This window comes from Photobacterium swingsii (genome assembly GCF_024346715.1).
Lineage (GTDB): Bacteria > Pseudomonadota > Gammaproteobacteria > Enterobacterales > Vibrionaceae > Photobacterium > Photobacterium swingsii.
Genome location: NZ_AP024853.1, coordinates 956,006 through 976,607, shown reverse-complemented (window position 1 = coordinate 976,607; position 20,602 = coordinate 956,006). Strand labels below are relative to the sequence as shown.

The following is a 20,602-nucleotide window of genomic DNA, read 5'->3' as shown; positions in this document are numbered from 1 at the left end:
TGTTTCAGTCAAAGATTAAAAAGATTCAAGTGTTACTTATTTTTGTTATCGACCAGTACTGCCAGCAAGATAACCACTGCTTTAGCAATCATTTGGTAGTACGAAGACACGTCTAACAGGTTTAGTGCGTTGTTAAGGAAGCCGATGATCAGTGCACCAATTAAGGTACCCATGATTCGACCTTTACCACCGGCAAGGCTAGTACCGCCAAGTACAACAGCTGCAATCGCATCCAGTTCGTACCCCATACCTGCAGTAGGTTGAGCCGAAGACAAACGAGATGTGACGATAATGCCTGCTAGTGCTGCCAATAGGCCGCAGATTGCGTAGACGCCAATCTTGACGCGATCTACGTTGATGCCTGAAAGGCGAGTTGCTGATTCGTTGCCACCTAGTGCGTAGATGTAACGACCAAAGCGGGTGTGGTTGAGTAGGTACCAGACAGAAGCAAATACGATAACCATTAACCAGATTGGAACAGGGATACCCATAGCGTAGCCTGTACCAAACCATGCAAATGAGTCTGCAACGTCTGTAAAGCCTGTAGAGATAGGGCGGCCATCGGTGTAAACCATGGTTACACCACGCAGTAATGTCATAGTTACTAGGGTGGCGATAAAGGCTTGAACCTTACCTTTTGCGATAATCATACCGCTGATAGCCCCTAGCGCGGCACCGGCAAGTAAGGCTGTTGGTACTGCCACGATAACGGGCATTTCCATGCCAATCATGGTGGCGGCAAAGGCGCCACAAAGTGCTAATACGGAACCTACGCTTAAATCAATCCCCGCCGTTAAGATAACCAGCGTCATACCCACCGCAATGATGGCATTCACTGAGGTTTGGCGCAGAATGTTTAAAATATTGTCGACAGTAAAAAAGTTTGGATTCAAAAATGATACGACAACGATCAGTAAGATCAGTGCGATCAGTGATTTTTGCTCAATTAACCACTCTTTGGTGAACAGCTTGTTTGCTGAGCCTGTGGTTGGTGTTTGTTCTTTGTTCATCGCCTTGCTGCTCATGCTGTTACCTCATCGTTCTGCGCAATAGTTTTACCAACAGCGCAGGCCAGTAATTTTTCTTGATCGGCATCTTTCGCCATAAATTCACCGCTAATGCGGCCTTCGTGCATAACCATAATGCGGTCACTCATGCCGAGAACCTCTGGCATTTCTGATGACACTAAAATGATGCTCATGCCTTCAGCTTTAAATTGGTTAATAAGCTGATAAATCTCTTTTTTCGCACCTACATCAACACCTCGAGTTGGCTCATCAAGGATCAGCACTTTTGGACGAGTCATTAAGCCTTTAGCAATGGCGACTTTTTGTTGGTTACCACCAGATAGGTTGCCAATGATTTGATCGCGAGTCGGCGTTTTGATATTGAATAGGCGGATGAAATCTTCTACTGCGGTGACTTCATCATAGTGATTCAGTTGGATACCCTTCGACAGTTGCTCTAGTGAGCACAACGACATGTTTTCTTTCACCGATAAGCCAAGGACTAAACCGTCACCTTTACGGTCTTCTGAAATATAAGCGATGCCGTTTGCTAAGCCATCTTGGGGGCTGATTGGGTTGATTTTTTTACCATCAAGTTTAATCTCACCGGACTCACTTTGTAGCGCGCCGTAAATCACTTTCATCAGCTCGGTACGGCCAGCCCCCATCAAGCCTGAAACACCGAGGATTTCACCACGATCTAGTTTGAAGGAAACGTCGTGAACACCCGAGCCAGTTAAGTTTTTGACTTCCAGGCACGTTGTACCGTGTGTGACGTCAATGCGTGGGTATTGTTCGTCTAAACGACGGCCTACCATCATTTCAATCAAACCATCTTCGTTGGTTTCTGCCACTACACATTGACCAATGAATTTACCGTCGCGAAGGACAGTAATGTCGTCACAAATTTCAAAGATTTCTTTTAGGCGGTGAGAGATGTAAACAATGCCACAGCCTTCGTTACGTAACTCATTAATCACTTTAAATAGCGACTCAGTTTCCGTATCAGTGAGGGCATCGGTTGGTTCATCCATGATGATGACTTGCGATTTAAACGATAGTGCTTTGGCTATCTCAACCATTTGCTGTTCACCCAAACTCAGCTCACCGAGCAGCTGGCGAGAATGGTGTTTTACGTTCAAACGTTTTAGCAGAGCATCGGCTTCACGGTACATTTCTGCCCATTTAATGCCACCAAACGCATTGGTTTGCTCACGGCCAAGAAAGATGTTTTCAGCAATAGTCAGCTCAGGGATGAGGTTCAGTTCTTGGTGAATAATACTGATGCCAGCTTCTTGAGAGTGGCGAGGCCCATTGAAGTTGACAGGTTTACCTTGGTAGCGAATTTCACCGCTATCCATGGCATAAATACCTGTTAGCACCTTCATCAGTGTCGATTTTCCTGCACCATTTTCACCCATCAGCGCCATGACTTTTCCGGGATAGACATTAAGGCAAGCATGATCCAAGGCTTTTACGCCTGGGAAGGCTTTCTCAATGCCCTGTAGTTCGAGGATTGGCTGATTCATGTTTATTCCTTACGATTTCAATTTAGCTGCTTAGCAAATAAGTGGCTTAAAAAGCTGGCGACTTAAAAGACAACGCCGGATTGGAAAATCACGTTGGCATAAGGGGTGCATTCACCAGTACGAACTACAGCCTTACTGTTTTGCGTGTGCACTTTGAATGCTTCGTGTGGAATGTAGTTGATCGCGATAGTTTTGCCACATAACACTTGTTCGTGTTGAATCAGCTCAATGAGAGCAGCATGGTGTTCTGGGCTTACTGTTTTGAATTCTTCAGCAATGATGACGCCTTCGATTTGCATTTCACCTAATACGGCTTTCACTGTGGCGATAAAGGTCGGAACACCCGGAATTAAAGCTAAGTCGATGCGTTGTGCTTCATCTGGGATGGGTAAACCAGCATCGCAAATCGTGATTTCATCAGTGTGACCAAGCGTTGCAATTACGTATGACAACTCGGCATTGATGAGTGCGTTTTTTTTCATGGGGTGCACCTTAATTATAAATAGTGGTGATGCTCTAACATGTTTTCTAGGAATATTGTGTAACACGTCAAATTGAATTTTAGCCCATCGAAACGTTTACGCAAACGTTTCGATGGCTGAAATGTAGTGATAAAAGAGCTGATTTGCACTTAATTTGGTAACGAAATGTGAGATCGATCGGGTTTGAAATGCTTGCAAGCAATAAAAAGCGATAAGGCTCACAGCCAGCTATAATCCTGTTTGGATGTTGATGTGCAGCAGGGTTAATATCGGTTTGATAATGGGTTGTTGAGGAAGATTTAGTGCGGATCTTTTGTCAGAGTAGTGTAAAGCTTTGAAAATATCTGATTCAATCTTTGCTTGTTGCAGTAAAAAGCGATTATTATTCTGCTTCTGAATGAACGTTTGTTCATTACTTATAGTTCATGATTTAAATTTGGTCATAAAAACGTGTCGATTCTCGCTTTAACTGTCAATGTGTGGGTCATTGCACTAACTGTTGCGCCTGTTTCTATGGTGGCGTTAGTGTATGGAATGAAAAAGAAAATTTCGTGGCTGTCAGTCGGTGCTGTAATAGGCTTATTATTATCCGTTCTACTATTGATTTTGTCTCAGTACACAGATTATAAAAAGTTTGAGCAATGCTTAATGCGTGGAGAAGGCTACAGCCCTTTTTCAGGTTTATGCGTAAAGTCAGGCCAACGAGATTAACTGTTTTTATTGATGGCTCAACCTACCTCACATGAATAAACGCGCCTTGCTAACACTAGGCAAACTTGAACTTCCTGATTTAATCTTTGTTTCTTGCTTACTATTTCACCTACCTTATGTCGTAAAAATGCTTCTAACTTGCCTGTTGCCGGTCATAAATACATGATCGATCAGTCGGCTCGTCTTGTGTGGGTGATTTTTGACTGGTATCTGCACCGTGAAAACCATGAATGTGTCAATAGTTACCCTTCTTGAATTATTTCAAAACGTGAATTAATTCAGTAGATTACATTATTTTGATTCGGGTCAAGTTAGGCACTTTGCATACTGTAGTTATGCGGCTAATTGTGTAAGCTATTAATAGCTTAGCGTTCTTATTGTGCGCGGCTCAATTATAAATAAGTTGGAAATAGGTTGTAATTAGCGGTATGTGCAAGAAATGTGACTGTAACAATGTACAAAAGGTAAAGCGGCACTGGTGGGAAAAACTATTTTGTAATGCAAAGTATCAATGTCGGGAGTGTTTGCGAATTATTCGCTTGTAAATAATAAACGACATATTAAGTTAACAATGACAGTAAAAGCGCTTCATTTTTGAAAATAAGCATGATGGGATTTATTTACTCTTTATCGATGGCAAGATGAACAGTGTGAATTCAGATGAATCATCGGCCATTGAAGCGTATTTTAATTCAGTGTCGCAAGGATCACTTGGTTTGAATGAAAGTGCGCAAACCAAGTGGCACCTACAATATTTGAGTTACTCCGAGCGTCGTCAGCATGCTCATTGATCGCACATAAGCTATCGCCTCCTGCCAACGTCAGTTGATACTCTGAAGCATGCTTTTCATGCAGTACAGAGCTAACTGTACCTGAAAGAATATTATCGTAATATTCGCTGGTAGATTCAGATGAAAGGGTAACAGCAGGGCCTTTCACGAGCGCAACAACATCTTTGCCTTCAACTAGCCCTAAACGTTCAGTGCTGCCGTGCGTAATTGTGGCGAGCAGGGTTTGCTGGCCTTTTAATTCAACGCTGATGATATCGTGTAGTGCATGGTTTTCGATTTTTGTTATTCTGCCGAAAAGCTGGTTGCGGGCACTGGTTTGTAATGAGAACTTACTCATCACCCCCAGTAAACTGTGTAGCGGAGCGTCTTCATCATTTAAGGCCTTTAGCCCCATATCTTGTATTTGGTCAAGTAACTCATACATTTGTACTAATCGCTTACCTGTGTGGGTGAGGGTTGCACCACCACCACCTTTCCCACCTTTTTCACTGGCAATCACTGGATGTTCAGCACGGCTATTCATATCTTTAATGGCATCGTGTGCAGCTTTGTAGCTGATCTCAGCAAGTTTTGCAGCTTGGCTGATCGAACCTGTTTGAGAGATGGCTTTTAGTAATGCGATTCGGCGAGGGTTCACATACATTTTTTCATTGTCTAAAAGCGTTAGCTGCGCGTCGAAGTTCATCATAAATATGAATTAAATCAGTACGATTAAAGGTGAAGTCAGTGTATAGCTTAATGGCTAAGATTACTAATCTTTGCAACCTCGCGATGATATTCATTTGTTTGCTTTTAAGATCACGTTAGTCCCTTTTCATCATAGGTAACCTTGCTAACTCGTTATGACGTCACGTTTTTCATGCTGCCATAGGCATAAGATGATGGCTTCTTAACCACAAGTCGTTAATCGCGCGGAGGGATACCATGACCATAGGCAAATACCTAAGGTGGAAAGATGAGAACGGCAACGAATTTCGCCCAGTTTCACTCACAGGCACCGAGTTACTAAATGATAGAACATTAAATAAAAGCACGGCATTTAGCTATGAAGAGCGTGAAGATTTCCAACTCACGGGACTGTTACCGCCAAAAGTGCAAACGTTCGATGATCAGCTGAACCGTGTTTATGATGGTTTTCGTAATGCTTCGACAGATATTGAAAAGTATTTGTTCTTACGTGCGTTGCAAGATCGTAATGAAACCTTGTTCTATGCTTTAGTGTCTCGCCATGTTGAGGAAATGACGCCAATTATTTATACCCCAACGGTGGGTAAAGCCTGCCAAGAGTTTAGTCACCGTTATCAAAAAGCGCGGGGCTTGTATGTTACCCAAGATAACGTTGAGCAGATGAGTGATCTTGCCCGTCACTTTCAAGGTAAAGACATTAAAATTATCGTGGTCACGGATAGTCAGGGCATTCTTGGACTTGGCGATCAAGGTGTTGGTGGTATGGGAATCCCGATTGGTAAGCTGTCACTTTATACCTTAGGGGCTGGTATTCATCCTGCGCATTGTTTACCGATAGCGCTTGATGTAGGTACTGATAATCAAGATCTGCTCGATGATCCTATGTATTTGGGTGTGCCGAGAAGACGAATGCGCGGCGAAGAGTACAAGCAGTTTATTCAGAAGTTTGTTCATGAAGTGAAGCGTAATTTTCCTAAGGCAGTTTTACAGTGGGAAGACTTCAGTAAGTCGAACGCCTTTGACAATTTGACTGAGTACGAAGAGTATTTGCCATCTTTTAATGATGATATTCAAGGCACTGGTTCGGTTGTACTAGCGGGTATCTTAGGGGCCGTGAAAATTAAGCAAGAAACACTGGTGGATCAAACTTATGTCGTTTATGGCGCAGGTGCGGGTGGTGTAGGGGTTGCTGACCAAATATTTGCAGGGCTATTAAAAGAGGGCTGCTCCCATAGTGCAGCACGTGACAAAATATTTGTACTCGACTCACAAGGACTTGTCTTTGATGATCGTGAAGGCTTAGATGACTATAAAAAACGGTATGCTAAGCCAAGAGCTTTGGCGCAAGGTTGGCAGAGCGAGCATGAAACCAAGGTGTCATTAACCGAGTTGATTAACAACCATCCTGTGACTGTATTGTTAGGGACAAGTGGCATTGGTGGTGCATTCAAAGCTGAACATGTTCAAAAAATGATGGAATACACCAAACGACCTATGGTGTTCCCACTCTCTAATCCAACCGCAAACTGTGAAGCTCTACCTGAAGACATTTATCAATGGAGCGACGGCCAAGCGATTGTTGCTACAGGCAGCCCTTTTGACAATGTAAATTACAATGGTTGCGAATACCGTATTGGCCAAGGTAATAATGTGTTTATTTTCCCTGGGGTTGGCTTAGCATCGATTGTGGCACAATCACAAAAAATCACCATGGATATGTTTACTACTGCGTCTTATGCGCTGGCTGATGCTGTTTCCCAAGAGGATCTTGATAAAGGATGTGTTTATCCAAGGATCAGCGAACTCAGGAATGTGTCAATTACCGTCGCTAAACGTATTCTTGCGAATATTCAGGCGACCGACCCTCATCATCAATTAGGGGAAGTCGATGTAGAGCAGGCATTGGCTCACCATATTTGGGAGCCAGTGTATTTACCTTATCGCCGAGTGTAGGTGACATTCACATCATGAAATAGAGGTTGTAACCTCAATGAGAATACAAGCGGCTACTAAGGCCGCTTTTTCTGACGCGAATTCTGGCGATTAATCACTTATAATGCAGGGGTACACTCGTTTTTAAATGGCATCTTCATGTTAATAATCTCTAACACTGTTCAACTGGCTGATTGGGAAATTGAACTCACAGCGATTCGTGCGCAAGGCGCGGGTGGACAGAACGTCAATAAAGTTTCTAGTGCTATTCACCTTCGCTTTGACATTAACCGCTCAACGCTACCTGCGTTTTATAAAGAACGTTTGTTGAAATTGTCTGATAGCCGGATTACCAAAGAGGGGGTAGTCATTATCAAAGCGCAGCAGTTCCGTACGCAAGACATGAATAGGGAAGATGCGCTTAATCGCTTAAAAGAGCTTATATTATCGGCTACTGTGGTGCAAAAAAACCGCCGTGCCACTAAGCCTACGCGTAACTCACAAAAGCGTCGTATGGATAAAAAAACACAACGCGGACAAACTAAATCGTTGAGAGGAAAAATCAACGTTTAAGCTTTTTATATGTGGGGGTTATCTCAGCACTACTATCTGTTTTTTTTAACTTAAATGTCTATTTTTCAATACGATAATTCATCCTTTTGTGAGTTTTATGTCAGGAATGATGCCTTTTAGATACAGCTACTATGCTTTGATTATGTATGCATTACTCTGTGTAGATTGATAGTTGTTAGGTAAATTTCATGAATAAAATGCTGATGGTAAGTGCTCTTGGACTCGCGCTTGCTGGTTGTGGTGGCTCAGACTCAAATACAAGCAACGAAGGTACTTTTTCATTGGCCTTCTCAGATGCTCCTGTTGATGGTTTAAATAAAGTTTGTGTCGCTTTTGATAAAATTACGGTAAAGCATAATAACGGTTCTGAATCGGCATGGAGTACGACATCGTTCGCAGCAGATCAAAGTTCACCGGGATGTATCCCAAATGGACTTGAAATTCCAAAAGATGCTGCAGGTAACCCGCTGTTTATGGTGATCGATCTGTTGGACTATCAAGGTGAGAATGCACTGCAAGTACTTAGTGATGAAAAACTAGAGGCGGGTCAATATAGCCAAATGCGCTTATCCGTACTGTCTACATGGAATGATAGCTCAGGTGTGTATACGGATGGTACGCCGTATTCTCATGTAGAAGAGATCGCAACAGGTGATAAGCTTGATATTCGCGTGCCTAGTGGTGAGCTTAAACTCGATGTTTTTGATGTAACAGCAAATGCCACTCAAGCGTACACGCTTGAGTTCGATTTACGTAAAAGTATGGTTTCTAATGCTCACGGTTATCAGTTAAAACCCCGTGGCTTACGTTTAGTAAAAAATGAGAATGTCGCCACGCTTCAAGGAATAGTTGCACAAGGTTCATGTGCTGCCGAAGGTGATCTCACTCAGGCATATGCGTATATCTATCAGCCAAGAACAGATGATAACTATGGTGATCTAGGGTCATCGACTGAACCTTATACGTCGGCTAAAATTGACTCAAGCACAGGCAAATACAGTGTTGGTTTCCTTCCATTAGGGCGCTACGATGTTGCGCTAGCATGTGATGGTGCTGCTGATGATCCAGTACAAGCTGGCGATGCCATTAACTTAATGAACCCTGTGGTTAAAGATCAGAATTTGACAGAAACAGGTTTAACCGTCGATCTTCAATATTAATTAAGTCAGCTATAGCATGCCTAAAAAAGCCAGTTTGATAAGGGAACTGGCTTTTTTACGCTTTAAAATTCTTTCCAAAATAGGCCGAAGCCATTTAATATAGCACCATAAAAACTATATAAAGTAGAAAGAAAGTCCATGTCTCTAATGATCCCTATGGTCATTTTCATGCAGCAGCGCTTAGTAGAAGTATCGGATAAAGATGATGCAATCGCCATGCAAGCATACATGAAAACCCAGCAGCCATTTTATGGTGTAAAAAGTCCCGCCCGAAAAGAAGTGTTTAAACAGGCCAGAGCGCATACAAAAGTTGAGGATTTTGCTAATTATCGTCGACTTGTGCTTTGGTTATGGTCTGGAACGCATCGCGAAGAGTTATATCTAGCGATGGATGTCGCTGAATACTATAAAAAATTCCATACTAAAGAAGCATTTGAAGTCTATGAAGAAATGTTAGAAACGGCTGATAACTGGGATACTGTAGATAAGCTTGCTTCAAACTTAATTGGTGGATTAGTGAAAGAGCACCGCGAGTTTGAAACTAAGCTGGTGGCTTGGCGTACCAGCAAAAATATGTGGTTGCGTCGAGCGTCTTTACTCGCGCACCTTAAGCACAAAGGCGATATCAATCTGCCCTTGCTTGAAGAAACAATTTTGATGTTAGCACATGAAAAAGAGTTTTTTATTCAAAAAGCAATTGGTTGGGTATTGCGTGAATACTCAAAAACAGACCCTGTTTATGTGAATACATTTATCCGTGAACATCATGCCGTGTTGGCGCCGTTGAGCCAGCGTGAGGCGCTAAAGATTGTTGCTCAAACCTCCTGTTAGTCACTCATGAGAGGTATCATAAACACCGTGCCCTGCATTGCTGGCTAGAAAATATATTTAGTCAAATGCAGCTAACGGTGTTTATGTCTATTTACTCAATACGCTAAGAGCGTTAGGTAAAGGCTGTTCTCGCGCTATTAACGTTCACCTTGTACTTCAAAGTCATCAGTGACTAAACGTGCTTTACCGTCCGCTTGAATTTGCCAATACTCACGGTGCACAGCACCAAATGCTTTATTCATTGTCCATTTTGCAGTGAGAATGAAGCCATCATCGCCCTCTGCCTCCCAAGTAACATCCGTGTAATCTACGTCTTTAAACCCTTGGTCCATGATGTTTTGCCAAAATGCTTGAATAGCCTCACGCCCTTCAAATCGACCGAATGGTCGTGCATCCATCACAGAATCTGGTGTGTATTGCTCGGCACAGCCAGCAGCATTTTGGCTGTTAAAGGCAACCTGCCAACGTAAAATAGCCGCGTTGCACTCGTTTAGAACTGAATTAGTCATGGTGTTTTCTCTTGTTTGTTCGTTTTAACTAACTTTAGCGTTAGTATTAGAATGGAAAAACAAAGTAATCAGAAAATACTGTTTGGGAAAATAGAACAATATGTCTCGATATCGTCAAATGGCTGTGTTTCAAGATATTGTTGAAACGGGCTCTATCACTAAAGCGGCCGATAGACTCGGGCTATCGAAATCTGTTGTGAGCCAGCATTTAAAGCAGTTGGAGTTGGACTTGGGTGTGACGCTTCTGACTCGAACAACACGCAAGCAGCATCTGACAGTAGCTGGTGATGCCTTTTTTCAGCAATGTTGTTTGATGCGCACGATTGTTGATAATGCTTGGCTAGATGCACAAAATCAGCAACAAGTTCCAAAAGGAACCCTGACGGTGACAGCGTCTAACGCGATAATGGATTATCTTGTTATTCCTGCGCTGGCCGATTGCTTTCGTTCATTTCCAGCCGTTAAATTCAATCTACGTTCTGACGATGGCAAGACAGATCTAATCCAAGAAGGGATTGATTTAGCCATTAGAGTAGGGGAGTCACCAAGCAGTAATTTAAAGCAAAGAAAGATAGGACAATTTCGTGACGTGTTATGCGGGCACAAAACGTTACCTGAAGGACCTATCGAGTTACAGCCGTACATTGCTCATCATTGGCAACAGGATAAAATACATCATTTTGCAATGCGCAAAGCAGATACTGACCTTAGAAAGGTGGCTGAGCCAACCCTGTCGTATGACTTTATCGCCACGCATCGAACGAATAACTATCATGCGTGTTTGGGGCTATTGAAACAAAGTGTTGGTATAGGGATCCTGCCTGAGTTTATCTTTCAACTGCATCAAGCGGACTTAGTTGATCTGCTACCCCATTATCAACTCGCGCAAAGTAATGTGTATGCGCTACATGCGTATCATGGCGGGATGCCTGTCGCTGTTCGCATGGCACTTGATGCAATAATGGAACGTTTATCACTTTTGTCATCATCATAAAACGCCTTCAGGTAGGGAAACCTAGTATCAAATCAAACCTGCTTCTTGTGAGAGAGAATATTTGCGTTGGATGAGGGAGTATATCTTTCCTTTCATATGCATGCTAACATCAATTATACACTGTTCAATATATTCAAATGTTGAATAAAGCTGATTAGATTGATAACGGCATAGCTGGCTATAACAGGGCTATCTATAAGCCGACTAGCTAAAGGGAAGCGATAAAAATGAAGAAATCAGTATGGGTTGTTTTAGGTCTTTCTTTGCTAAGTTTGATGGGATGTGGGGATGAAAGCCAGCCATACCAGTCAACAACGCCTCAAGTATATAGTGAACAAGGTGACGCGGCAGATGATTCAACACTTGCTTATTACCACAGTGTCTCGGTTGAGCTTGAAAGGAAAGATGTTGAGCCACGTTATCAAGACTTGCTGGATAAATGCCAACAAGTGACTGAGTATCAATGCACACTAACAAGTAGTTACTTAAATACAGATCGCTATATACAAGCCAACGTTGAAGTCAGAATTTTACCAGCTGGCGTAAATGACTTTTTGGCGCTCGCTTCCTTAGAAGGTGAAACTAAAAACCTTTCTACAACGAGCGAAGATTTGACGGGGGCGATTGTCGATAATGATCAACGTTTAGTGATGTTGATGGACTATAAAAAAGAATTGCTCGACCTAAAAAAAATATCAGGACAAGATGTGAGTGCACTTGTCCAAATCGCGAGTGAACTTGCGCAAGTACAGTCACAGATAGAAACGGCGCAAGGTGAGCAGGCAAAGTTAAAGCAGCGGGTTAATTTAGATGTTGTGTCGGTAAGTTTATATTCGTATGAACCGACATCATTTATGACTCCGATAAAAGATGCAGGTAATGGTTTTATTACTAATCTATCAGAAAGTATTGGGCAAGCGATTACAGCGGTGGCTTATCTTTTGCCTTGGTTACCTATTCTTGCCATTTTTGTTTATGTATTGCGTAAAGCTTGGTTTTTTGCACGTCGCGGAAAGCAAAAAGAAAATAGTTAAAGGTATGAAAATGACAAAGCCGAGATGATATCTCGGCTTTTTAGTTTGGTGCGATTCAGTGCTTAGAAGTATAGGCGAATCACGGATTCAGCTACACAGCCAGGGCGACGACAACCTTCGATTTCGACTTTGATTTCTTGAACAATCTCGAGACCGCGTTTAATCGGCGTAACAGACTGAATCGAAGTGCGAGCACGTACGCGTACACCCGCTTTTACTGGGTATGGAAAACGAACTTTGTTCAAACCAAAGTTAACTGTCATTTTAGCAGATGGAAATGTCTGCTTCGTTGGATCAACACTGTCAGTTAGAACAGACAATAAAGACAGGGTTAGAAAACCATGTGCGATGGTTGTTTTAAAAGGTGATTCTTCCGCTGCACGTTCAGGGTCGGTGTGAATCCACTGGTGATCTTCAGTGACTGCGGCAAACTGGTTAATACGGTCTTGATCAACAATAAGCCAATCGCCTACGTGAATTTCTTCACCCAAGTTTGCTTCAATCTCTTCTTTCACACGTTGAGCTTCTTCAGACAGCTCGATTGGTGCCGGCTGCTTGATCTCTGGTTCTGGTGCAATCGCATCATTAGATGCTGCAATTCTTTGATCACGCCCCCAAGCAACAAGTTGGCTGTTGTTTGCTTTATCTAGGAACTCGCTCCAATAATCACGGATAGATGGAGATAGCCAGTCTTTAAGTTCAAACGGATTGTGCGCTAGAGCTTCACGCTTTTGCTTAAGAAAATCGACTACTTTCATGAATATGAACCTTGTTAGAAATCATGTCACCTCGACAGAGCCGGGTATTATAATGGCTTACAATCAATATCAAAAACCATTTTGTGCGTTAGATCTCATTTAAAAGCTCATCGGATGAGTGATAACCTTTTAATATCAGTGTGATAGATAATGTTAAATATTTGACTGAAAATGATGAGTATTATTGGTTTAGTCAATTTGTAGCCATTTTCAGCGTACACTTGTGAGTCGAATAAAGCACTGTTCACTAAATTCATATTAGAACTTATCAGCAATATTAGCCATAAAAACTGTCGTTAAATTGGTACTTTTTTGTCTCGCGTTATGCCCTTCGATGAGTAAGTAATAGTGCTGGGTTGCAATATTAAGACAGCTGATGCCTCGGTAAAAATCGATTAACACCTAAACTTTCTACTGCACATTGTGTCGTTGTAGGAGTGTGTGGTGCAAAGCTTAAAATGTGTTCGCTTTGGGATCATTTTATTAGTGATGATGCTCGTCTCGGGCCCTGCTGCGAGTGCACCAAAAGATGAAATCGTCTATGCGCTTGATGATTGGGTAAAGCAGGCCGTTCGTACCTCCATTCCTGGCGCATCTCTAGCTGTCGTAGTAAACGGGCAAATACGTTTACTACGGGGCTATGGTGTCGCAAAGGTAGGGGCTAAGCAGAGGGTAACGTCTTCGACACGTTTTCCGTTGGCATCTATCTCTAAAACCTTTGCATCGGCTGCAACATCGTTATTAGTTGATAAGCAATTAATCGATTGGGATACTCATGTTGTTCCTTACTTGGAACACATTGAATTTAGTGATCCCCAGCAGGGAAGCGCAGTTACGTTACGCCATTTGCTATCCCATACTTCAGGGCTTGTCCCCCAAGCCTATTCTGATTTGCTTGAAGATAATGTTAGCTATACCCGTATTGTACAGATGATAAAACGCATAAATTTTGTTTGTGAACCAGGGGATTGTTATGGCTATCAGAATATTATTTATAACTTATCCGCAGAGATGGTCGCGCATGCCGCAGGGCAAGATTATCCTACTTTTGTGAAAGAGCAGCTTTTCATTCCGTTAGAGATGGATCATGCAACCTTTGGTATTGATGGTTTTACTAGCCATGAAGATAGGGTTGCTCCGCATGTAAAAACAAAATCTGGTTGCGCGGCCGTTAAACCACAAGAGGCCTATTATCAAGTACCCGCAGCAGCGGGGGTGAATGCGAGTGCGCAAGATCTCGCCAAGTGGATGCTGGCGCAATTTGGCCATCAACCTACGGTGCTTAACCCTGCTTTACTGTCGATAATGCATAAGCCGCATATTCGGGCGAACCAGATGCGTTATAAAGCTAAATTAAGTAACGTTTATTATGGTCTCGGCTGGCGTACGTTTGATTATCAAGGGCTGTCTGGCTTTATTCACCATGGCGGTTGGGTTAAGGGGATCCGCACTGAAATGCTTTTTAATACGGTGACCCAGACAGGCGTGGTGTTTCTTATTAATTGTGAGCAAAACAATGTTGCTAGAGGCATGGTGCTCGAGTTTTTAAAATTATATAAAAAGTATATGGTGGATAAGGTACAATTGGTTACACCTGAGTCTTAACCTCAGGCTGAATTTTCCTTTATAAAGAGGCAATAACATGGTGTCTAAAAAGCGTAAAGTGAAGCTGCAAGCGCGTAATAGCCAAGAGGCTGATTTGGTGCAATTACCAACATCAGTGAACAATACAGCAATAGAATTAGGGCGTGGAACGATTCAGGACAATGCACTGAAAGCTGCGGTAACAAGTAAACTTTTCACCACTCGCGTTGTGAAAGCGAAGAAAGGTAAGGGTAGCTTTAGCCGAAAAGATAAATTTAAAGGCCGAGAGCCTTATTCAATGGTATTCGCTGTCGCAGCATAATGTCATTGAATAAGGTTCTTTTTTAATTCGTTCTTGTTTTCTTGTTAGCCATTGTCCATGCCAGTTTCTCCGCAACTTTTGTCATCCATAGCTCAGTTCACTCAAGCGAGCAGTGTTTCTCGTACTCATGTTATCCAAACATTATGGGGAGGCTACGGTACGTTATTTCGTGCATACTTGAATGATGCAGAGGTTCCTTCTGTGGTGGTTAAGTACATCGCATTACCTCAACCTAAAAAGCACCCCAAAGGATGGAATACTGTCACCTCGCATCAACGAAAACTAGACTCATATCAGGTTGAGGTGAATTGGTATCAATATTTTGCCAATAACAGTCATAACGAATGTTTTGTTCCGCATTGTGTATATGTGGAGCGGCTAGATGATGCGATTTTATTAATTTTAGATGATCTCTCTCCCGCAGGTTATAGCGAAGTGGTGACTTCGGTACGCCAGGTACATATTGAATCTTGCTTGTCGTGGCTCGCCTTCTTTCATGCACAATACCTTCATACTAATTGCTCAAGCTCAGCAATATATAACGGACTTTGGCCATCGGGAACGTATTGGCACTTAGCAACGCGACCTGATGAGCTTGATGCATTAGAAGATCTGCGATTGAAAAATGCAGCTGACTTGATTGATCAAACGTTAAATGATGCTCAGTATCAGACCCTTGTTCACGGTGATGCTAAGTTGGCTAATTTTTGTTTTACACCAGAAGGCACTAAGGCTGCAGCGGTGGATTTTCAGTATGTAGGGCAAGGCTGCGGTATGAAAGATGTCATTTTGTTGCTAAGCAGTGTGCTCGATTTTTCGAAGGCGGCAGATCAAGCACCAGTGTACCTAGACTATTATTTTGCGCAATTATCAACAGCGCTTGCCACGCTTCAGCCGCAGCTGAATGCACATAGCGTAGAACAAGAATGGCGTAATTTATATCCTATTGCTTGGGCTGATTTTCAACGTTTTGTTAAAGGCTGGAGCCCAGAACATTGGAAAATCAATGATTATACCGAAGCGCTGACGGTGCAGGCACTAGAACAACTGGGGGCTTAATGTGCAGTTAAATCGTGCGGATTTAGAAGAATTATTACAGTTAGCCACGCAAGCAGCCCTTGCTGCTGGTGAATATATTACCCAGTTTGATCGCACGCAGCTTGAAGTGGAGAGCAAACATGTTGGATCCAGCCTGAGTGCTCAAGTGGTCACGCAAGTTGACCTCGATAGCCAAGCCGTGATTCTGTCGGTACTAGCGTCAAGTATTACACAGTACAACTTGGGTGTATTGAGTGAAGAGAATGCCGATGAAGCACAAGCTGCGCATCATGAAAGGTTAACGAGTGAATATTTTTGGTGCATAGATCCGTTGGATGGAACATTACCTTTTATCGAGAATACGTCAGGGTATGCTGTTTCTATAGCATTAGTGTCTCAGTCGGGGAAGCCAGTGTTAGGTGTTGTTTTTAATCCGCCGTCAGGAGATTTGTACCAAGCAATTAGCGATGGCAATAACAGCAAAGTTATTAAAAATGGCCAACCTTGGTTAACTCAAGTATCTGACACTTTGCTGGAACAAAAAGGCAAAGTGCCTGCAGCCTCATCTGCTGTTTTCACACTTTTTATCGACCGTAGCTTTCATCAAGATCCTCGTTATAACCCCTTACTTGAAGCTATAGCGGAACAGCTAACATTGGTGGGTATACATGAGCTGGAAATTATCAATACATCAGGCGCAGTGATGAATGCTATTGGTGTACTTGAAAGTGCACCCGCTGCGTATATTAAGTTGCCTAAACCTCAAAAGGGTGGAGGTAGTCTTTGGGATTTCAGTGCGACAGCTGCAATTTTTGAAGCATTAACACAGCAAGGTTTGCCTGTTGTTGTCTCGAATATCCATGGCGCACCACTTGATTTAAACCGTCAAGATTCTTACTACATGAATCATGAAGGTATATTTTATAGTGCGTACTTAATACGTATGCCTTTAATAGATCGTTTTACTACAATTTAAAAAATTCGTGTTTAAGCTTGTGCTGCACATTATTTTCCCTTTGTTATAAACAACCTGAAAGTATTCTTCATGAAAATACTCCTCAAGATAGGCTTGGGATGAGCTGTGATCGTCTGCTTTCTTATTATCTAGCTTGTTATCTTGTAATTGGATCGAGAATAATTTATCACTCCAAATATTAAGAGAGTAACGGCTATTGTAGCGCTCACCCGAAAGACCATTAGTGACGCTGGAGTTTATGGTATAAAAGCCAAGTGCATTAGTATCTATGACCGAAGATTGCTTAATATTTTCATATCCTTTGTCGTGAATAACAATTCTTTGGCTAAAAAAGGTTTGATTATTTTTATCTTTAATTAAAGCTTCATTACATGCTTTATTAGAGTAAAAGGTGTAAATAAAAGCAAAAATCGAGCTTAGTATATAAATTAATAAGCTATATTTAACGGCAATTCTCATTGATCAAACCTTTCATTTGGTCGAATGGATATTTTATGGGAAGTGTGAAGTCTAGAGTCAAATCTTCACCTAGTTTATCTGATGTATAAATACATGAAAGGTAAAGTTGCTGTGGATTAGATGAAATAAATATATTACTGATATTATCCGCTATCTTGACTTTTTTATCTTCGAAGAAGGCTAAAATAACACTGCTTCTAGGGTCGTTTTTCAGATGGACACTGGTATTGTTAATGATTGTTTTTGACCATGTTTTTTTCTCGACTGTATTCTTTTTTAAGAATACAGAGTAAGTCCAGAAATTCACGAGGGTAACGCTGATTACGATGAGGCTGATGGCCGCATATAACGCTATTTTATGGTTTGAAAAGTACGAATAAAATGCTTTAAGGTTACTTTTGCGTGTGGTGACTTGTGACGGTATTTCGATTGACTTTAGATCTTCTTGATGAAGTTCTTTTGATGGTTTGAACTCTTCTGTTGTAGTGAGAACGGCTTTTAAAGGTACAAGCTGTACCAAATGCGGTAATATCATGTAGCCCTTTCTGGGTAGGGTTTTGATGACTCTTTGTTCTTTTCCACTATCACCTAGCATTAAACGTAACTGAGCGATCGATTGTGTGAGGCTAGATTCAGATACAATACGTCCTTCCCAAACGCTAGACATAATGTCTTCTTTGGATACCGCTTTACCTTCATTTTTGATAAGCAATTCTAAAATTTGGCAATCGGTTGATTTTAATTTTTTGTGAATGCCAGCTTCATAGTTTGATAATTGCGAGCGTTTTAGCGGATTTAGTAACCACATTTATTTACCCATCTATTAACACAAATGTGTGAACCTTATTTAAGGGCAAAGAATTATACACTTGAGGTATAAAAAAACCATGTATAACTTTACATGTATATTTTTTGCTTGTTATTTCATAAGAATGAAAACCATTGCATTTATAGTATTTCTTTCATTGTGTTTAATGTTTTTTCATTTGTATTTAGTAACTTATCAACAGTTAAGGTAAACATGTATGTTTCCATTGGGGGATTCAGTGTTGATGCTGGTGTCTAATTGATTGTATGAAAAAGAAGACACTTTGCTTGTTTTTAACACAAAGTAACGGTCGAGCAGACTGAAGTGATCATGTGAAAAAATGATCTCTGTAATAAATGTGAGCATAATCGGTTCTTAGCATGCGGCCCTTGATATATATAATATTTATCTGAAGCAAAGAAGCTGCGGGTCAGTGAGTCTTTTTCTTGGGTATTCGCTTAGCTTCATATTGGGTTCGTGCTTTTATTGGACCATTACAGTGTCTGTGTATGCTTACTAAATTCTTTATGCCTCATCCCTTTTGCTGTCTTTCTTGCGCCTTATTATCGCCATTCTAGGGGGTATTAGTCGCTTTTGATGGCTGGATGTACAGTTGTTAGAGTAATTACTTTGATGTAAATAATTGGTTTTTAATGGATTTATTTATTCAGTAAACTTCATTTCTTATTTTTCGCACTTGTCGTTATATTTTTGTCTCATTTGAAAGTTGAAATAAAACTACTTACTTAATGACTTTAATTAGGGATGGTATCGAGTCGTTAATGCCATAAAAGAGTTCATTGAGTTTTACTGCTTTTTGATTAAGGACACTAATTTTGACAAATAGATGTTCACAAAACAGACAAGTGCAAGAAATAGAGTTAGAAGAGGTTTCCATGTTATATCCCGTTCCTGGTAGTGAGTGTTCAAGCGTGCACTTTAAACCTAAATACGAAAACTATATTAATGGTTGTTGGGTTGCACCGCTAAATGGTGAATATTTTGAAAATCATTCACCTGTTGATGATTCGTTAATTTGTCTTATTCCACGGTCTACCTCAGATGATATCGAACTTGCACTTGATGCGGCTCATGATGCAAAAAAAGCATGGGCAGCAAGCAGTGTAACAGAACGATCCAACTTGCTTTTAAAAATAGCCGATCGTATTGAGTTGCATAGTGAAAATTTAGCTGTTGCTGAAAGTTGGGATAATGGTAAACCTGTTCGTGAGACATTGGCTGCGGATTTACCGTTAGTAATTGATCATTTTCGATACTTCGCTGGTTGCATTCGTGCTCAAGAAGGGTCTGCTTCTGAATTGGATAGCACTACTGCGTCTTATCATTTTCCTGAGCCTGTTGGTGTTGTCGGTCAAATCATCCCGTGGAACTTCCCATTATTGATGGCTGCTTGGAAACTGGCACCAGCACTAGCTGCGGGTTGCTGTGTTGTTCTTAAACCAGCAGAACAAACTCCAGCCTCAATTTTGTTATTGGCAGAAGTGATCGGTGATCTTATTCCTGCTGGTGTACTAAATATTGTGAACGGTTATGGTCAAGAAGCAGGGCACGCGCTTGCTACAAGTCCTCGCCTCAATAAACTAGCTTTCACAGGTTCAACGGAGGTGGGTAACCATATTCTTAAATGTGCTGCTGATAACTTAATCCCTTCGACAGTTGAGCTAGGCGGTAAGTCACCGAATATTTTCTTTGAAGATATTTTTGCAGACGATGATAATTACTTGGACAAATGTATTGAAGGGGTATTACTTGCCTTCTTCAACCAGGGGGAAGTGTGTACTTGTCCATCTCGTCTGCTGATTCAAGAATCAATTTACGAGAAATTTATCGAGCGTTTACTTGAGCGTATGAAGACGATTAAACAAGGTAATCCTCTGGACGTAAATACTCAGGTTGGCGCCCAAGTTTCAAAAGAGCAGTTCGATAAGATCCTTTCTTATATCGAGTTGGGTAAGTCTGAAGGTGCGGAAGTTCTTGTAGGTGGTGAAGCTGCAGAGAAAGAAGGCTTCTACATTAAGCCGACTATCCTTAAAGGCCATAACAAGATGCGTATCTTTCAAGAAGAGATATTTGGCCCTGTAGTATCAGTAACAACTTTCTGCGATGAAGAGGAAGCACTTGAAATTGCAAACGATACTGAGTTTGGTCTAGGTGCGGGTGTATGGACACGCAATGCTAACCGTGCATACCGTATGGGACGTGCAATTGAAGCTGGTCGCGTATGGATTAACTGTTACCACGCTTACCCAGCGCATGCAGCATTTGGTGGTTATAAGAAATCTGGCATTGGACGTGAAACACATAAAATGATGCTAGAACATTATCAAAATACCAAAAATATGTTAGTGAGCTATTCAGATCGCCCATTAGGGTTCTTCTAATCTGACCCTATTATT

General features: G+C 41.6%; 20 protein-coding genes. 12 read left to right on the top strand and 8 right to left on the bottom strand.

The genetic code is table 11. From position 1 onward, the window contains the following. Positions 1-32: 32 nt before the first annotated feature. From rbsC to rbsD, 3 genes are all read right to left on the bottom strand, one after another. The gene (gene rbsC / locus OCU77_RS21725) at positions 33-1,025 is read right to left on the bottom strand and encodes a ribose ABC transporter permease (protein WP_048897548.1); all 993 of its coding nucleotides are present in this window, start codon (positions 1,023-1,025) and stop codon (positions 33-35) included. Next, positions 1,022-2,536 (bottom strand): ribose ABC transporter ATP-binding protein RbsA, encoded by a 1,515-nt coding sequence (gene rbsA, locus OCU77_RS21720; protein WP_107302600.1) that lies wholly within the window; start codon positions 2,534-2,536, stop codon positions 1,022-1,024. Before rbsA ends, rbsC begins: the two co-directional genes overlap by 4 nt. A 62-nt stretch (positions 2,537-2,598) precedes the next feature. After that, positions 2,599-3,018, bottom strand: a complete 420-nt coding sequence (rbsD, locus tag OCU77_RS21715) for a D-ribose pyranase (RefSeq protein ID WP_048897549.1) — start codon at positions 3,016-3,018, stop codon at positions 2,599-2,601. 450 nt (positions 3,019-3,468) lie between these two features. Here rbsD and OCU77_RS21710 point away from each other — a divergent pair, with 450 nt between their 5' ends. After that, positions 3,469-3,729, top strand: coding sequence for a hypothetical protein (locus tag OCU77_RS21710; protein WP_048897550.1), 261 nt, complete (start codon positions 3,469-3,471; stop codon positions 3,727-3,729). Positions 3,730-4,416: 687 nt separating this feature from the next. On the opposite strand, the gene OCU77_RS21705 is transcribed toward OCU77_RS21710, so the two are convergent. Then, positions 4,417-5,208 carry a TOBE domain-containing protein gene (locus OCU77_RS21705; RefSeq protein ID WP_107302601.1) on the bottom strand — a complete coding sequence of 264 codons (792 nt, stop codon included), beginning with the start codon at positions 5,206-5,208 and terminating at the stop codon, positions 4,417-4,419. 236 nt (positions 5,209-5,444) lie between these two features. Here OCU77_RS21705 and OCU77_RS21700 point away from each other — a divergent pair, with 236 nt between their 5' ends. The 4 genes from OCU77_RS21700 (at position 5,445) to OCU77_RS21685 (ending at position 9,703) form a co-directional block, all read left to right on the top strand. Further along, positions 5,445-7,160: an NAD-dependent malic enzyme gene (locus OCU77_RS21700; RefSeq protein WP_048897551.1), complete on the top strand. Its 1,716-nt coding sequence runs from the start codon at positions 5,445-5,447 to the stop codon at positions 7,158-7,160. A 138-nt stretch (positions 7,161-7,298) separates the two neighbouring features. Then, positions 7,299-7,712, top strand: a complete 414-nt coding sequence (gene arfB / locus OCU77_RS21695; RefSeq protein ID WP_048897552.1) for an alternative ribosome rescue aminoacyl-tRNA hydrolase ArfB — start codon at positions 7,299-7,301, stop codon at positions 7,710-7,712. A gap of 188 nt (positions 7,713-7,900) precedes the next feature. Continuing rightward, positions 7,901-8,872: a DUF4382 domain-containing protein gene (locus OCU77_RS21690; protein ID WP_048897553.1), complete on the top strand. Its 972-nt coding sequence runs from the start codon at positions 7,901-7,903 to the stop codon at positions 8,870-8,872. A gap of 138 nt (positions 8,873-9,010) precedes the next feature. Next, on the top strand, positions 9,011-9,703 hold the full coding sequence (locus OCU77_RS21685) for a DNA alkylation repair protein (protein ID WP_048897554.1): 693 nt from the start codon (positions 9,011-9,013) through the stop codon (positions 9,701-9,703). Between the two features lie 137 nt (positions 9,704-9,840). Here the strand turns inward: OCU77_RS21685 and OCU77_RS21680 are convergent, their stop codons facing one another. Beyond that, positions 9,841-10,212 (bottom strand): YybH family protein, encoded by a 372-nt coding sequence (locus OCU77_RS21680; protein ID WP_048897555.1) that lies wholly within the window; start codon positions 10,210-10,212, stop codon positions 9,841-9,843. 100 nt (positions 10,213-10,312) lie between these two features. Between OCU77_RS21680 and OCU77_RS21675 the strand changes: the two genes are divergently transcribed. Both OCU77_RS21675 and OCU77_RS21670 read left to right on the top strand, forming a co-directional pair. Beyond that, on the top strand, positions 10,313-11,206 hold the full coding sequence (locus OCU77_RS21675; RefSeq protein ID WP_048897556.1) for a LysR family transcriptional regulator: 894 nt from the start codon (positions 10,313-10,315) through the stop codon (positions 11,204-11,206). A 227-nt stretch (positions 11,207-11,433) separates the two neighbouring features. Then, positions 11,434-12,240, top strand: a complete 807-nt coding sequence (locus tag OCU77_RS21670; protein ID WP_048897557.1) for a DUF4349 domain-containing protein — start codon at positions 11,434-11,436, stop codon at positions 12,238-12,240. A gap of 62 nt (positions 12,241-12,302) precedes the next feature. Here OCU77_RS21670 and OCU77_RS21665 read toward each other — a convergent pair whose 3' ends face one another. Further along, complete coding sequence (locus tag OCU77_RS21665) at positions 12,303-12,998, bottom strand: MaoC family dehydratase (protein ID WP_048897558.1); 696 nt, start codon at positions 12,996-12,998, stop codon at positions 12,303-12,305. 444 nt (positions 12,999-13,442) lie between these two features. Here OCU77_RS21665 and OCU77_RS21660 point away from each other — a divergent pair, with 444 nt between their 5' ends. Genes OCU77_RS21660 through OCU77_RS21645 form a run of 4 tightly spaced genes read left to right on the top strand, consistent with a single transcriptional unit; the run spans position 13,443 to position 16,918 of the window. Beyond that, positions 13,443-14,603, top strand: a complete 1,161-nt coding sequence (locus OCU77_RS21660) for a serine hydrolase domain-containing protein (RefSeq protein WP_239685841.1) — start codon at positions 13,443-13,445, stop codon at positions 14,601-14,603. A gap of 37 nt (positions 14,604-14,640) precedes the next feature. Continuing rightward, positions 14,641-14,904 carry an alternative ribosome-rescue factor A gene (locus OCU77_RS21655; RefSeq protein WP_084711699.1) on the top strand — a complete coding sequence of 88 codons (264 nt, stop codon included), beginning with the start codon at positions 14,641-14,643 and terminating at the stop codon, positions 14,902-14,904. A 57-nt stretch (positions 14,905-14,961) separates the two neighbouring features. Then, positions 14,962-15,963, top strand: a complete 1,002-nt coding sequence (locus tag OCU77_RS21650; RefSeq protein ID WP_107302602.1) for a phosphotransferase — start codon at positions 14,962-14,964, stop codon at positions 15,961-15,963. 1 nt (position 15,964) lies between these two features. Further along, the gene (locus tag OCU77_RS21645; protein ID WP_048897559.1) at positions 15,965-16,918 is read left to right on the top strand and encodes a 3'(2'),5'-bisphosphate nucleotidase CysQ family protein; all 954 of its coding nucleotides are present in this window, start codon (positions 15,965-15,967) and stop codon (positions 16,916-16,918) included. Here OCU77_RS21645 and OCU77_RS21640 read toward each other — a convergent pair. Together OCU77_RS21640 and OCU77_RS21635 are read right to left on the bottom strand one after the other, a co-directional pair. After that, positions 16,892-17,377 carry a hypothetical protein gene (locus OCU77_RS21640; protein WP_048897560.1) on the bottom strand — a complete coding sequence of 162 codons (486 nt, stop codon included), beginning with the start codon at positions 17,375-17,377 and terminating at the stop codon, positions 16,892-16,894. The genes OCU77_RS21645 and OCU77_RS21640 overlap by 27 nt on opposite strands. Further along, positions 17,361-18,185, bottom strand: coding sequence for a winged helix-turn-helix domain-containing protein (locus tag OCU77_RS21635; protein WP_048897561.1), 825 nt, complete (start codon positions 18,183-18,185; stop codon positions 17,361-17,363). The genes OCU77_RS21640 and OCU77_RS21635 overlap by 17 nt, the downstream gene beginning before the upstream one ends. An 896-nt stretch (positions 18,186-19,081) precedes the next feature. Between OCU77_RS21635 and exaC the strand changes: the two genes are divergently transcribed. Beyond that, complete coding sequence (gene exaC / locus OCU77_RS21630; RefSeq protein ID WP_048897562.1) at positions 19,082-20,587, top strand: acetaldehyde dehydrogenase ExaC; 1,506 nt, start codon at positions 19,082-19,084, stop codon at positions 20,585-20,587. The last annotated feature ends 15 nt before the right edge of the window (positions 20,588-20,602 follow it).